Annotated in this window: 12 protein-coding genes; 4 read left to right on the top strand and 8 right to left on the bottom strand. The window is 72.3% G+C overall.

From position 1 onward, the window contains the following. The first annotated feature begins 32 nt into the window (after positions 1-32). Both ACIP6U_RS12305 and ACIP6U_RS12300 read left to right on the top strand, forming a co-directional pair. Entirely contained in the window at positions 33-791 is a 759-nt protein-coding gene (locus ACIP6U_RS12305; RefSeq protein ID WP_401715469.1) for a type 1 glutamine amidotransferase domain-containing protein, read from the top strand. Positions 792-801: 10 nt separating this feature from the next. Further along, entirely contained in the window at positions 802-1,212 is a 411-nt protein-coding gene (locus ACIP6U_RS12300) for a PPOX class F420-dependent oxidoreductase (RefSeq protein WP_401715467.1), read from the top strand. A gap of 72 nt (positions 1,213-1,284) precedes the next feature. On the opposite strand, the gene ACIP6U_RS12295 is transcribed toward ACIP6U_RS12300, so the two are convergent. From ACIP6U_RS12295 to ACIP6U_RS12285, 3 genes are all read right to left on the bottom strand, one after another. Beyond that, the gene (locus tag ACIP6U_RS12295; RefSeq protein ID WP_401715465.1) at positions 1,285-4,062 is read right to left on the bottom strand and encodes a hypothetical protein; all 2,778 of its coding nucleotides are present in this window, start codon (positions 4,060-4,062) and stop codon (positions 1,285-1,287) included. Between the two features lie 146 nt (positions 4,063-4,208). Further along, positions 4,209-4,625, bottom strand: coding sequence for a Zn-ribbon domain-containing OB-fold protein (locus tag ACIP6U_RS12290; RefSeq protein ID WP_401715568.1), 417 nt, complete (start codon positions 4,623-4,625; stop codon positions 4,209-4,211). A 140-nt stretch (positions 4,626-4,765) separates the two neighbouring features. Beyond that, complete coding sequence (locus tag ACIP6U_RS12285; RefSeq protein ID WP_401715464.1) at positions 4,766-5,518, bottom strand: TetR family transcriptional regulator; 753 nt, start codon at positions 5,516-5,518, stop codon at positions 4,766-4,768. Positions 5,519-5,633: 115 nt separating this feature from the next. Between ACIP6U_RS12285 and ACIP6U_RS12280 the strand changes: the two genes are divergently transcribed. Together ACIP6U_RS12280 and ACIP6U_RS12275 are read left to right on the top strand one after the other, a co-directional pair. Beyond that, positions 5,634-6,461 carry a hypothetical protein gene (locus ACIP6U_RS12280; protein WP_401715462.1) on the top strand — a complete coding sequence of 276 codons (828 nt, stop codon included), beginning with the start codon at positions 5,634-5,636 and terminating at the stop codon, positions 6,459-6,461. A 75-nt stretch (positions 6,462-6,536) separates the two neighbouring features. Beyond that, the gene (locus ACIP6U_RS12275) at positions 6,537-7,277 is read left to right on the top strand and encodes a peptidoglycan-binding protein (protein WP_401715461.1); all 741 of its coding nucleotides are present in this window, start codon (positions 6,537-6,539) and stop codon (positions 7,275-7,277) included. Between the two features lie 300 nt (positions 7,278-7,577). Here the strand turns inward: ACIP6U_RS12275 and ACIP6U_RS12270 are convergent, their stop codons facing one another. The 5 genes from ACIP6U_RS12270 to ACIP6U_RS12250 form a co-directional block, all read right to left on the bottom strand. Continuing rightward, positions 7,578-7,952: a hypothetical protein gene (locus ACIP6U_RS12270; RefSeq protein WP_185145950.1), complete on the bottom strand. Its 375-nt coding sequence runs from the start codon at positions 7,950-7,952 to the stop codon at positions 7,578-7,580. Positions 7,953-8,405: 453 nt separating this feature from the next. Beyond that, on the bottom strand, positions 8,406-9,329 hold the full coding sequence (locus tag ACIP6U_RS12265) for a MurR/RpiR family transcriptional regulator (protein ID WP_185145949.1): 924 nt from the start codon (positions 9,327-9,329) through the stop codon (positions 8,406-8,408). Between the two features lie 124 nt (positions 9,330-9,453). Continuing rightward, positions 9,454-11,145, bottom strand: a complete 1,692-nt coding sequence (locus tag ACIP6U_RS12260; RefSeq protein ID WP_401715458.1) for an ArnT family glycosyltransferase — start codon at positions 11,143-11,145, stop codon at positions 9,454-9,456. A gap of 94 nt (positions 11,146-11,239) precedes the next feature. Further along, positions 11,240-13,177 carry a phosphatase PAP2 family protein gene (locus ACIP6U_RS12255; RefSeq protein ID WP_401715457.1) on the bottom strand — a complete coding sequence of 646 codons (1,938 nt, stop codon included), beginning with the start codon at positions 13,175-13,177 and terminating at the stop codon, positions 11,240-11,242. A 200-nt stretch (positions 13,178-13,377) separates the two neighbouring features. Next, positions 13,378-14,301, bottom strand: coding sequence for an N-acetylglucosamine kinase (locus ACIP6U_RS12250; protein ID WP_401715455.1), 924 nt, complete (start codon positions 14,299-14,301; stop codon positions 13,378-13,380). Positions 14,302-14,325 lie beyond the last annotated feature (24 nt).

Here is a 14,325-nt window from a genome sequence, read left to right as displayed (position 1 = left end):
GCCCACGTGACGACGGCTGCCATGATGAGCCCATGCGTGTGCTGATGCCGCTTCCCGACCACGACTTCGACGTCACCGAGGTCGCCGTGCCCTGGCGGGTGCTCACCGACGCGGGGCACGAGGTCGTCTTCGCCACCGAACGCGCCGGGACCCGGCCCGCCGCCGACCCGCGCCTGCTGACCGGCGTGATCTTCGGACAGCTCGGTGCGGCGGAGGAACCCACGCGGTTCTACGAACAGCTCACCCGGGCACCGGAGTTCAGCGCCACCGTGGCCTGGGCCGACGAGGATGTGACGGCGTACGACGGGCTGTTGCTGCCCGGCGGGCACGCGCCCGGCATGCGGCAGTACCTCGGCTCGGCCGAACTGCGGCGCCAGGTCGCGCGGTTCTGGGCGCTGGGCCGGCCCGTCGGCGCGATCTGCCACGGCGTCCTGGTGCTGGCCCGCACCGAGGACCCGGCCACGGGACGCAGCGTCCTGACGGACCGTCGGACGACCTGTCTGCCCAAGTACATGGAACGCGGCGCCTACTTGAGCACCGCCTGGCGGCTGGGCCGCTACTACCGCACCTACCCGGCGTACGTCGAGGACGAGGTGCGGGGCGCGCTCGGTGACCCGGGCGCGCAGTTCGAACGCGGTCCCCGGGAGCTGACGCGGCGCGGCACGGCGAGCGACGACACGCACGCCTTCGTCGTCGAGGACGGCACCTATCTGTCGGCGCGCTGGCCCGGCGACGCCTACCTCTTCTCCCGCCGCTACCTCGCACTGCTGCGTTCCACCGCCGGTGCATAGACTGCGCGCCATGGACGACTCCACGCTGGACCGGCTCGCCTCGGGCAAGTACCTGCTGGTCACCACCTACCGAAAGAACGGCACCACGGTCGCCACCCCGGTGTGGGTGGTGCGCGACGGGGACACCCTCGGCGTGTGGACGGTGGCCGACTCCTGGAAGGTCAAGCGGATCCGGGCCCGGGGCGACATCCTCGTCGGCCCCTGCGACGTACGCGGCAATCCGACCGGCGACTCCGTGCCGGCCACCGCCGAGATCACCGACGCGGCGACCGTCGCCCACTACCGCACTCTCATCACCCGCAAGTACGGCCTGATGGGCCGGTTCACACTCCTCGGCAGCAGGCTGCGGCGTGGCCTGGACGGGACCGTCGGCATCCGCGTGCGTCTGGTCGGACCGGAGCCCGGCGCCGCCGCCGAATGACGAACCGCGCGGCACTCCGGTTCCCGGCTTCCGGGGGAGTGCCGCGCGGCTCGTGTATCGGCGGGAGATCGGCTACGACGCGTCGAGCACCGTGCCGTTCAGGATCGCGCCGCCCTCCTGCGGTTCCCCGTTGTCGTTCAGCTGCTGGAACCGGACGGACTCGGTCGGCTCCGTCACGTGGTCGGTGATCGTGGGCAGGGTCACCTCCGCGTTCAGCTCACCCGTGGGCACGTAGCCGAACAGGGAGAGGTACTGAAGCGAGGACAGGGGACGCTCCGGATCGGGCTCCTCGCCCGTGTTCTCGGCGAGCCACTGCGGGTCCACGTCCTTCGTCGACAGCTCCGGGCCGTCGGTGACCGGCAGGATGCCGAACGACACCCCGAGGTCCACGTCCGCCGGCTCGGACAGCGTCATCTTCCAGCGCAACGGCTGCCCCTCGGTCACCCGGTCCGTCACCGGCGTCACGGTGACCGACGGCATGGGATCGTCGTCCTCGACCAGGACGCCGCCCCGGTGGGCGCCGATGACCGCACCCCGTACGGCCTTCACGACCACGTCGTCCTGAGTGCCGTAGGAGAAGCGCGTGTTGCCCGCCACCTTCACCGACACGTTGATGTCGTTGCCGCCGGGGTGCACCGTCACCAGCTGCTCCTTCTCCCCGCCGGTGACCGGGTCGAGGACGTAGAGACGCACCTGGCCCGAGCCGCGCCCGGACACCTGCACCGGCACCTTGTAGGTCCGCACGCCCGAGTCGCCCTCCTTGACGGTCAGACGGCCGAGGTCGACACGCGGCAGCGCGGGCGCCGTGACCGCGGGAGTGCCGGAGCGCCAGCCCCAGGCGTCCATCAGCCAGGCCTGCCCCGAGCGTGAACGCGGTGTCAGGTCAAGGGACTTGATGTGCTTGAGGTCGAGACCGGCACGGGTGGCGGCGGCCAGTGGGACGCGTACCTCGCGGGCCCAGTAGGAGCTGGTCCGTTCGGTGCCCGGCAGCCCGTCGACCTTGACGTCACCGAGGGTGGCGCGCTTGCCGTGGGTGTCGGTGAGGGAGACGCCGAGACGGGTGCCGGTCGAGTTGGGCGGCACGATGACGCGCAGCGACAGGTCCTTGGCGCCGCCGAGCGAGACCGGCGCGCCGGGGCGCACCTTCACGGCCGAGCCGGCCGCGGACCACTTCAGCGCGACCGCGCGGCGGCCGACCTCATGCGTCGTGTCCCACTGGGCGAAGTGCGGTGAACTGCCGTTGGTGTCCGCGCCCAGGCAGGCCTTGGCGGGAGACGGGTCCACGACCGCGCACAGCTTGCCGCCGGTCACCGACATCTTGCCGTCCGGCAGGAAACCGCCGGCCCGCTTGGCGCCGACCGCGTGCGTGAGCACCCGCGCGGGGTCGGCCGACGGGGCCCGCTTGCCCGAGCCGTCGAGCAGCGGCCGTACCCGGTCGTCACCGGCGACGAACAGCCGCGCCGCCGCCGCGATGTAGGTGCTGCCCGCCTTGTGCTGCTGGTCGGCGGTCAGCCGGGTCGCGGTGCCCGGCGAGCACACCGCGTCCCGCTGGTCCGGGTCCTCGAAGAAGTCGTCCCAGGCGGGCGCCTCCGCCTGCCCCGGCGTCCACTCGGAGTTGAAGAAGTTGTGGTCGGCGCCGACCACGTACACCGCGCTGTGCAGGGCGGCGCCGCGGCTGACTCCGCGGGTGCCGTCGACGTAGACCTCGCCCTGGAGGTCGGAGACGTCACCGTCGCAGCCCGGCAGAATGGTCGCCGAGGGCACGTCCGCGACCGGGTTCTGGCCGAAGATCGTGGGTCCGATGAGGACGGTGCCGCGGATGTGCCAGCGCACCGGGCCGTGGTAGCCGTCCTGCGCGGCCGGCGGCGGGTAGAGGCTGTCCATCGCCGCGCGGTTGACGCCCTCGCCGCCACGCGAGTGGCCCACGAGCAGCACGCGCGAGAGGTCGGCCTTGGGGCCATTGCGTACGACCGCGGGTGCCGAGGCCGGGTTGGCGGCCCAGTCGGCCCAGCGGGCCAGGTGCTGGCGCACCAGTGAGGAGCGGGCCTGGGCGCCGCCGTCCTCGGCTGCCCAGTCCTGGCCGTTGATGCCGTTCGCGGAGATCGACACCGTCACATAGCCCTGGGAGGCGAGGAGTTGCTGGTCGGCCAGGTAACCCCGGTAGCTCGGGATCGGCTTGGTGCCCTGCGGGCAGGGCCAGTCGCCCTCGATGTCGTCACCGGCGTAGCAGGTGGGGTGGCGGCCGTGCAGGAACAGAGCGAGTGGCCGCTTGCCGGTGGCGCCCTTCGGCGCGACCACCACAGCCTTCATCTCGACCGGTTCGGGGAAGCCGGGGAGCGTGACCGGGTCGAGGTCGTACTCGCCGGTGCTCGTGCGGTAGGAGCCCGGCTTGCCCGGGTCGACGGAGTTCGCCGGGAGCCGTGCGGGCGGCGTGGCCGCCGCGGACCGCTTGCCGTTCGAGGTGTCGACGCGTCCCGCCGCGTTCAACTCCCGGCCGCCGGACCTCACCTGAAGGTCCGTCAAATCAGCTTTCGGATCGGCCTGTTGGAGATCCAGACGGAACGTGCGCCCGTCCTTGCCGGGTGCGGGATGACCGAGCAGTCGGTCCCCTGCGTAGAAGTCGACGCGTGCGTCCCCCATCGGTACCGGCTTGGTGGAACGCCACACCAGTTGCCGGTCGCCGCCCCCGCCGGCGATCCGCCAGCCCGGCGGCAGTCCGCCGTCACTGTCGGCCGTCGTCGTGATCGGTCTGGCGTCGGACGGCTGAGCCGCCTGCGCCAAGCCTGGCGATCCCCCCGCCACCGCGAGCACCGTCGCGGCGGTCACCCATATTCGCCGGGCACGGATCAAGGTTGCCCTCCTCAAGTTCTCAGCTCAGGCACCCCGTTGGTCAGCGGAGGCCTCTCGCGTACCGGAGGACGGGCGGGGGCGTCTGTGGGTTGCCTGTGATCGAGGAATTGGCCGACGGGCATGGGTGCGCCCGGCAAACGGGAGGATCAGGTCCAGGCGCGGTAGGGCTCGTCGACGAGCTGGAAGACCGGCTCGCCGCGCACCGGGTCCTTCGCCGTGGACAGCCGTACCCGGTCGCCGCTGTGGATGCCGATCGGCGGGCCCATGACCCGGCCGCGGACGACGAACCCCTCGGCCATCTCGACGAGCGACACATTGCGCGCGGCCGGGGTGTTGCGGTGCACGATCGTGGAGTGGCGGACCGTGCCGGTGCCTTCGCTGCGTTCCGTCCTGAGGTCGCTGCCCTGGCAGACCGGGCACAACAGCCGGTGGTACATGGCGGTCGCGCACCAGGTGCAGCGCTGGAAGAGAACGGCGTCGGAGGCCGGTGCCGCGGTGGGATCGAGTACGCCCGCCGAGGAGCCGGCTGCCTGACGAACGACGCTCGCTGAGTGGTGGTACACGCTGGTCAACCCCCTGCGCTCGGCCGGAATGCGACGTGCGCGGTTCGCGGTGCGACCGTGCACGGATTCAGCGTATGGCACTGAGTGCCAGCGGTAAAGGCACTCGGTTCCCTCAATAAATTCGGGTTTCCCTGATGAACTCAGGCGGGAGCCGGTCGGTCCCGGTCGAGCGCCGTCTCGATCTCGCGCACGACCCGCCACATCGGAGCCCCGCGCCGGGAGACGACGACCACCACGTCCTCCGGCTGCTCCCCGACGGGCCGGACGGGCGGAACGCCGACGCCGAACGCGGACTGGACGTACCCCAGCGCGTGGTCCACCGTGGCACTCGCGTCCCCCTGTCCGTCCGAACGCAGCCAGGAACGCAGGGCGTTGTTGTGCGCCGCCACCACGGCGGCCGCGATCACGTCGGCCTGCAACGTCCCGTCGGGTCGGCCGGCGAAACGCTCGCGCAGGTACTCGGCGAGGGCCCGCTCGTAGCGCCACACCACGGACAGCTCGTAGGCCCGCAGCCCTGGCACCTTCTTGGTGAGGCGGTAGCGCTGCACGGAGAAGGTCGGGTTCTCGGCGTACATCTTCAGCACCAGCCGGGCCGCGTCGCACACCCGCCGCACCGGCTCGTCGTCGTCCGCGCTGTCGGCGAGATACGTCGTCATGTCCGCCAGACACCGCTCGTGGTCGGGGAAGACCACGTCCTCCTTGGAGGGGAAGTACCGGAAGAACGAGCGCCGTCCGACGCCCGCGAGCGCCACGATGTCGTCGACGGTCGTCTGCTCGTACCCACGCTCCAGGAACAGTTGGAAGGCCGCCGCGACCAGGGCGTCCCGCATGGGCGGTCGTGCACCCGGCCGCGCCTTGTCACCGCGACCCGTCGCCGCACCACTGGAGCTCATGGACGGGAACGTAACACCCGGGCGGCACGCATGGCACTCAGTGCGCCCCTTTCGGGGAACTGAGTGCTTCGACCCGCACCCGAGCAGCCGCGCACCCCTGGCTTAGCCTCCTTGCATGCCTTCCCACAGATCCCGCCTCCTGTACGTCAGCGACCTGGCGTACCCGGCGCGCGGGCGCCGCTACTGCGACGAGGACATATTCCTGACCTCGCGCCTGCGCGAGGACTTCGACGTCGCGCTGTGCCACCCGCGGGACGCCGCCGCGCTGATGGACGCCTTCGACGTCGTCGTCGTCCGCAACAGCGGTCCGGTCCTCGGCTACCAGGCGGAGTACGACGCCTTCCGCGCGAAGGCGACCGCGAGCGGGACGCGGGTCTACAACCAGCTCACGGGCCGCGCCGACATGGCGGGCAAGCAGTACCTGCTCGACCTGAGCGCCGCCGGCCACCCGGTCATCCCCACCGTCGACCGCATGGCGGACCTGCACCGGCTGCCCGAGACGGCCGAGTACGTGGTCAAGCCCAAGATCGGCGCCGACTCGGTCGGCCTGTCCATCGTGCCCGCCGACCGCCTGCCCGCCCTGGTGGACGGCAGCGTCCTGGTCCAGCCGCGCGTCGACTTCGCCTACGAGGTCTCCTTCTACTTCGTCGACCACGACTTCCGGTACGCCCTCCACGCCCCGCACACCGACCGGCGCTGGGACCTGGAACCCTACGAACCCACCGACGAGGACCTGGAGTTCGCCCGCGGCTTCATCGACTGGAACACCGTCGAGCACGGCATCCAGCGGGTCGACGCCTGCCGTGCCCCGGGCGGCGAGCTGCTGCTGGTCGAGTTGGAGGACCTCAATCCCTATCTGTCCCTGGACGTCCTCGACGAGGCACGCCGGGACGGCTTCGTGGCGGCCTTCAAGGAGTCCCTGCGCGGGTTCCTCGGTCGCTGAACTCCCGGGGCGGGCGGTGCGTATCACTCCCCGAGGGACGGCGGAGGTCCCTGTCAGGGACGGAAGGAGTGCGCTGTGCCGACACCGCCCGGATCCGGGTCACCGGACGACCGCCCACCGCTGGAACCGGTTCGCGTACTGCGCCCGCGCCGCACCGACGCGCTGGCGCAGTTGCTCAAGGACATACGCCAGGACAAGGACTACCGCGACCGTGAGGCCGTGGCCGTACGGGACCCGTACGCGTGGACCGACGAGGAGACCGAGGAACTCCCGCCTGTCGCCGACGAGTTCACGACCGGAACAGCCGCGAGACCAGCTGCCGGGCCGGCCGCACGATCCGCCGCCGGTCCGGCCGCCGTGCCCCCACGCCCGCCGCGTGCCGTCGGTCGCCTCGGCTTCGGCCCGGGACACCGTCGTGCCGCCGTGGTGATCGGGGTCGGCGCGGCGGCCGTCGTCGGCTTCGGCTGCGCCCTCCTGCTCCCCGGCCGCACCGACGCCGCGACGGCGTCACCACCGGCGACCGCGTCAGCCGCCCCGACCCCGGCCGCCTCGGACCCGGGCACGGGCGATCCAGACGGCGCGGGCACCCTCCGCGAAGGTGACAGCGGCCCCGCGGTGACCGACCTCCAAGAGCGCCTGCTGCACATCCCCGACGTCTACGAGGACGGCTCCACCAGCGGCAGTTACGACACCACCCTCACCGAGGCGGTGGCCCGCTTCCAGCTCTGGTACGGCATCCGGGGCGACGAGACCGGCGTCTACGGGAACGACACCCGCCAGGCCCTCGAATCGCGCACGGCGCCCGGAACCGGCTGACCCGGCCGGGGTGTTGTCCCGCACGGTCTCGAACGCCGGGCAACGGGTGGGGAAAGTGCAGGTGGACGGGTACCGCGTGCCCGGCACCATGGGATCGGGGCCGGCGTGCGAGACGCCCGGCCCGTTCCGAGCCGAAGGCACCACCCATGAACGGCACGCGCATCCCGGGCCTGATCCTGCCCGCGGTCTTCCTGCTGGCCCTCGTCGTGGGCCTGTTCTGGTACTGGCGGCACCGGGGTGACGAGTGAACGACGGGCCGTGCTGCGGAGGTTGGTGCCCCGCGGGCCGACGCAACCGACGTCAGCGCGCCGATTCCACCAGCGCCTGAGTGACCGTCCGCACGCTGCGCGCGATGTGCTGGAGTTGCAGCACCTCCGCCGCGTACAGCTTGATCGTGTGCTCGATGACCGACTCGGGCAGGCCCAGGGCGGGCAGGTCGGCGCGGGCGGTCTGAAGGGCGGTGCGCGCGACCCGGATCTCGTGCTGGACCTGGATCTGCGCGTGCCGGGCGAGCAGGACGGGATGGCGGATCAGCGCCGGATAGCTCGCGTACCGCGCCGGCACCAGCTCGCGCAGCCACTTGGTCGCCGAGCGCTCCCAGTCGTAGCTGCCGGGCGACTTGACCTGGCACGGCCAGTCCGGGCTGACACGGGTGGTCGTCATCTGCATGGTCATCGCTCCAGGATGTGCGGCGTCGTGGAGGGTGGTCCGACGGTGACGGGCGGCCCCGGTCTAGGGGATGACCGGGGCCGCCACGGGTCCTCGCACGGGCGAGGCCCTACCGAACACCCTGGGCGCCGACGCGGGTAGGAGACGGCGGCCCCGGGTGCTCGTACAGGAGCCCGCGAGGGCAGGCGGTGCCGGCGCGACGAGAGGAGCGGCGTGCGCATGGGGCGGACCGTCGGCTTTCTGCGGGCGGATGGGGCGGCGGGGACGGGGGCGCGGACGTGTTCCGGAGTGAGCCGGAGCGCGATCCGTGAGCAGTATTTATATATGCCGTCCGCTTTGCAAGGCGCATGAAAACATTCATGCGTGATATATGGCGGATGATCCGTCTGTGCTGCGAAATGAGTGAAGTGACCGACACGGTCCCGGAGCGCACTCCGGACGGTCACGGGACCCCGGCGGTCAGTCCCTGAGGAAGAACTGGTGCTGGTCGGAGATCTGCTCGTACTCCTCCAGGCGCGCCTGGGTGCGCTCGGGGTCGGCGTCGGTCATGGCCTGGAGCAGCGCGGCGGCCATCACGCCGGGCGCGGCGTAGGAGTCGAAGACCAGGCGGGAGCCGGTCGCGGTGGCGAAGGTGACGTCGGCCTCGTCGGCGACCGGACCGAGCGCCAGGTCCGTGACGAGGGCGACCAGCAGCCCGGCGCTGCGCGCGACCCGGACCGCCGTGAGGGTCTCGTGGGCGTGCCGGGGCATCGAGAACGCCAGTACCCAGGTGCCGCCCGCCTCGCGCGACTGAAGCAGCGCGTCGTACGCGACGCTGCCGCCCCGCGTCACCAGCCGCACGTCCGGGTGGATACGGCGCGCGGCGTAGGCGAAGTACTCGGCGAGCGAGGCGGAAATGCGCAGCCCGAGGATGGTCAGCGGGGTCGACTCCGACAGCTTGCGGCCCATCTCGATGAGCTGGTCGGGGTCGGCGAAGTCGCGGCGCAGGTTCTCCAGGTTCTCGATCTCGGCGTCGACCGCCGACTGCAGTTCGTTGCTGCCGTTCTCCTCGGTCGCCGCGGGCCCGCCGGCCAGGGTGCCCAGTGCGATCGACTGGAGCTTCTCGCGCAGCGCCGGGTAGCCGCTGAAGCCCACGGCCGCGGCGAACCGCGTCACGGAGGGCTGGCTCACCCCGACACGTTCGGCGAGATCGGTGATGGAGAGGAACGCGGCCTCGGTGATGTGCTCGATGAGGTACTGGGCGATGCGGCGCTGGCCCGGGGAGAGCCGGGGCCGGTCGAAGAGGGTCCTGAGCTGGGAGGCCGGGGCGGCCTCGACCTCCGGTGCGGTCTTGCCCGAGGTGATGGCGGATGCCTGTGCGCGTGCCTGCTGCGGCGATGGCACCGGTGCGCCTCCTTTGTCTCCCACAGTGCCTCAACATAGCTCACACGCTGTCATCACCAGGGCTTGTGGGAAGGCGTATGCCGCACTGCGTAAGGAGGCTCGGGTCGCGCCGCCGGACGGCGTGTCACCGTCGGTAGATCGTGATCGAATGACCGACCTCGTCGACCGCGCGGCTGCCGTCGATCAGTTCGGCCAGCCGCCCGCGCGCCTTGGCCACCGACGAGTCCGACACCACCAGTAGCCCGTGCACCTCGGATTCCGGTACTTCACGCGGGTCGGCCGCGTCGATCCCGTAGTAGGACGGCACCCCGCTGCCCTTGTAGACAAGCCACACCCGTTCGCCCGCGTACCGCTCGCGCAGCCGGTCGGCGAGCCGCCCCAGGTCCTGGCCCCAGTCCACGTTGGAGTCGTGCAGCCGCAGATGCGTCTTCGCCGGCCCGCCGAACGCCTCGTTGGAGTACGGCAGATAGTAGGGGCACGTCCGCACCGAACTGACCGCGACGAACGCCACCAGCACCCCCGTCACCAGCGGCGCCCACCGCCACCGCACGGCGAGCACGCACCCGGCCGCCACGGCCAGGAACATCGGCACGAACACGGCGTACCGCGTCCCGAAGTCCCGCGACCCCGTCATGGCCGCGGCCAGCAGCACCGCGGCGGGCACGAGCACGTACGGCGCCGAGGCCCGCAGCCGCGGCACCGCGACCAGCACGACCGCCCCGGCGGCCCAGAGCGCGAGCATGCCGAGCGGTGTCTTCACCAGCAGCGCGACCGGCAGGTAGTACCAGAGCGAGCCCGTGTACACGTGCCCGAACAGGAACCCCTGCCACGGGTAGGCCTCCATGCCGAACTGGAGGCGCATCCCGTCCTTGTACGACCCGGGCAGCGGCAGCAGATCCACCACCAGCCCCTTCAGCCCGTGCACGGCCGGCACCGGGTCCATGGACGACGCGCGCAGCCGTGGGTCCACCACCAGATACGACGCCCATACGACGGCCACGGCGGCCCCCGCCACCACGGCCGCGCCCGCGAGCGCCCGTAGCACCGCCCTGCGCCGGTCCGCCGGAGCGCCGTGCCACACCGACCACGCGGCCAGTGCCAACAGCACCGGCACGACCGGCAGCACGCTCATCTTGGTGGCCAGGCCCGCGCCGAGCGCGATTCCGGCCAACGGCACGTACAGACGCGGGCGTTGGCGTGCGCGCCACAGCAGCCACGCCGACGTCAGCACGAACCCGGCGGCCGGCACGTCGAGCGTGGCCAGCGAGCCGTGGGCGACGATGTCGGGGGAGAAGGCGTACAGGGCGAGGGCGGCCAACCCCGCGACGGCGCCCGCCAGTTCACGGGCGAAGGCGAACACGACGAGCCCGAAGAGCAGGGTCAGCACCATCACCGGCAGCCGCGCCCAGAACATCAGCTGCCAGGGGTCGTTGCCCGACTCGTACAGCAGGTGCCGCCCGAACTCCCCTTGGTCGCCCTTGTAGTTGGTGTCGACGTGCGGGTCGGCGACCGCGACCCCGAGCGCGATCACCAGCTTGCCGAGCGGCGGGTGTTCGGGGTTGAAGCGGATGCGGTGTTCGTGGAGGTAGTCGGCGGCCGTGCCGACGTACACCGGCTCGTCGATGGTCGGCGTCTGCTGGACCGCGGTGGTCGCCATCGCGGCGGCCAGTTGCCCCAGCAGCAGGAGCACGAGCAGCGGCACCACCCATCGCCTGGCCGGGCGCCGTGCGGGCGTCGCGGCCTTCGGTTCCGGCGGGGTGTCCGCGTCGTCGAGAGTCCCGGGTTCGAGCACCGAGTGCTGTTCCTGCGCCATCATCCGCCCCGCGGTGACACCGACCGCGAGGCGGCGGGAGTGATCCGGACCCTTCTCATGGGCCCTACCTTCGCATCAGCTCCCGCCACCGAGGGCGTTACCGCTTCAGGAGTCGTACCGACAGACCGTCCGTCGTGTAGACGGGTACGGCCCGCAGCCGGTCGGAGTTCAGCTCGACGCGGTCGAATTGTCCGCGCAGGGCCGGCGCGGACAGGACGCGGACCGTGCTGCCCGCGCTCGGCGGCCGGTGCGCGTCGAGCCGCAGGGACAGCACGCTGCCCCGGCCGAGGACCGCGCGCCGGGTGACCTCCAGGACGGGCGAGTGGCCCGAGCGCAGCTCCAGGTCGAGCGTGGCCGACTCCTGCGTGTACAGGCCGTGCACCTGGACCGGCTCGCCCAGGCGCAGGGTGCCGCCCGTCACGCGTACGTCGCCGTGGCCCAGGGCGTGGGAGGAGGCGGTCGCCAGGACGCCGGCGGTCACCGCGGTGCCGCCCGTGTACGTGTTGTGGCCCGCCAGCGTCAGCGACCCGGTGCCGCGCTTGGTCAGGCCGCCGTCGCCGTCGATGTCGTTGCGCCAGCTGTCGGCCGCGCCGAAGCCCCCGGCCGCCGCGTCCAGCGTGACGGTGACGTCGCAGTCGAAGGCGCCGTACCCGTCCGCCGCGGCGAACAGGTTGAGCCGCCCCCACTGCTCGAAGCCGTCCAGCAGCACATAGCCCGAGGGCAGCGCCGTCGTGCGCAGCACCTCGCGCCGCTGGGCCGCGTCCAGGTACGGCAGCCGCGTCTCAAGCAGCACCTCCGCGCCCTTCGGCACGGTCAGGGGCGTGCTGCGGCCCTTGCGGGTCAGCACGTACGTCAACTTGGGCTCCACGACACGGGCGTTGGCCTCGCGGTCCGCGTACTTGTCGGTGTCGGTGTCGGGGCCGGCGGAGTGGGCGTAGGCGTAGAGCGTGTCGGCGGTGGTGCCGGTCTTCGCCTCGAAGTAGGCGAGGGCCTGGGCGCGGGCCGCGGCCTTGAGCGCGGCGTTCGCCGGGTCGGCGAGGGTCGCGGCGGCGAGCGCGGTGGCCATGACGCGGCCGCCGATGACGTCGACCGTGTTGTGCATGCCGGCCACGATCCGGGTGTGGCTCAGCTCGAAGGTGCGGGTCACCAGCTCCTGGAAGCGCTCGGGCACGGCGTACGCGTAGGCCAGTCCCGCCAGGTGGAAGGCGTTGGTGTGGCCGCTGGGGAAGCCGCCGTCGTCCGTCGGGGAGGTACTGCGCTGGCGCAGCAGCTGCGGGGCGACGACCACCTCGGAGTCGTACACCGGGAAGCCGAGCGCGTCCGTCGTGCCCGTGTCGACGACCTCGCTGTCCTCGTTCATGCGCCACGGACGCGGGTACTGGTAGGCGTACTTGCCCGGGTTGCCGGACGCGTACGGGCCGCGCACTGTGTCGACCAGTTCGGCGACCTTGCCGAGCGCAGAGTCGTGCGAACCGGCGCCGAGCGCGGAACCCGCGGGGGCGCCGGCGGGCACCGCGTCGCTGATCGTGGTCGCCGGTGTGCCGTCGGGGGCGCCGGTGATCGAAGTGACCGCCAGAGCACCGGACTTGTAGAGGTCGGCCAGCGGACCCAGGGCCGCGATCATCGCGTAACTCTGGTGCTGGCGGTCGTAGACGAAGGCTTCCTTCGCCTGGGCGTCCGTGCGCGCACGGGTGATCTTCGCGCAGTAGCGCATGTTGGCGCGCAGCACCTCGGGCCGGAGAGGGGTGCCGGTGTTCCAGGCTCCGCCGGTCTTCCACACCTTCGCGAAGCCGCCGAGGATCCGCACGACCGCGTTGGTCTCGGGCGTCAGGTTCGTGACGACGTTCGTCTTGTAGTCGTCGACGAACGGGAGGGGCGCGGTCGCGGCCTTGGCGTCCGCGGCGGCCAGCCAGGTGACGAGGGTCGGCGCGGCCAGCACTCCGGCCGAGACGCCCAGCGAGCTCTTGAGGAACCCCCGCCGGTCGACGGCGAGTTGACCGATGGCGGGGGAGCGGTGCCCGACTGGTGACGGCATGCGTGTGCCTCTCTTGAGTTCTTCGGCCCTGCGGCCGGGAGGGAGATCGTGCACGGAGACGTGGTGCGCGGGACGCGTGGGAACTGCGGTTCCGGGGCGTCCCGTTGGTGCCTGAGCGAAGATCTACGGCCGGGCCCTGTCCCGTCAGGGGTGGCCCGGCGACCGCGGCATGGCGGCTGCGTGAACCCGGACCGACCGGTTCACAGGATCGAGCGCGCCAGCCGCACGGCGCCCTCGACCGGGGACACCCGCAACGGCTGCGGGCGTGCTCCGGGCACGGACTCCGCGAGCGCGGCGGTGAACGCCCCGTACAGCGAGGGCTGGGCGAGGACGGTGCTGCCCGCGACCACCACGTCGTCCACCGGGACCCCGCGCGCGGCGAGGCGAGCGACGAGCGCGGCCAGCGAGCGGCCGGCCTCGGCGATCACGGTTCGGGCGAGTGCGGAGCCCGCGTCGGCGGCGGCGAACACGAAGGGTGCGCGCCGGCCCCACTCGGCGGAGACGTCGGAAGCGCTCTCCAACGCGTCGCCCAGCGCCGGGACTTCGGCGACGCCGAACGCCTCGACCAGGCCGAGGGCGAGCGCGTCGGGTGCCTCGCCCCGGTCGTGGGCCGCCCACACGGCGCGCGCGGCCTCCCGGACGAGACCGGCGGCGCCGCCCTCGTCACCGAGCACCGCGCCCCAGCCGCCGACCTGAACGGAGCTGCCGTCGGGCAGCCGGCCCACGGCCACGGATCCGGTGCCGGCCACCAGGCCGACGCCCTTGTCCAAGCCCGCGGCGGGTACGAGCAGTTCGGCGTCGCCCACGACCAGCGCGGGCGCGTCGAAGTGGAGTTGCAGGGCGGTACGGATCTGCGCGCACTGGCGCGGGGTCTCGCAGGCGTGTCCGCCCAGAGCCAGGGCGGACGGACGCGCGCCGGTGGGCAGGGCGTCCGCGACCAGGGCGGCGAGCCACGCGGCGGCGGCGACCGGATCGTGCGGCCGCCAGCCACTGCTCGTCCGGACGTGATCGGCGACCTCGGCGCCCCCCGCGAAGGCGCGGAGGTGCGTCTTGGTGCCGCCCACGTCGATACCGACCACAAGACGGTTCGAGGGGGGTGCGTCCTGCACGGACTCCTCTTTCATCGTTCCGCCGGCCCGTGGACGGTG

This window comes from Streptomyces sp. NPDC088794, assembly GCF_044750545.1.
Classification (GTDB): Bacteria; Actinomycetota; Actinomycetes; order Streptomycetales; family Streptomycetaceae; genus Streptomyces.
The sequence above is the reverse complement of the archived record's forward strand: the minus strand, read 5'-3'. Positions and strand labels throughout refer to the sequence as shown.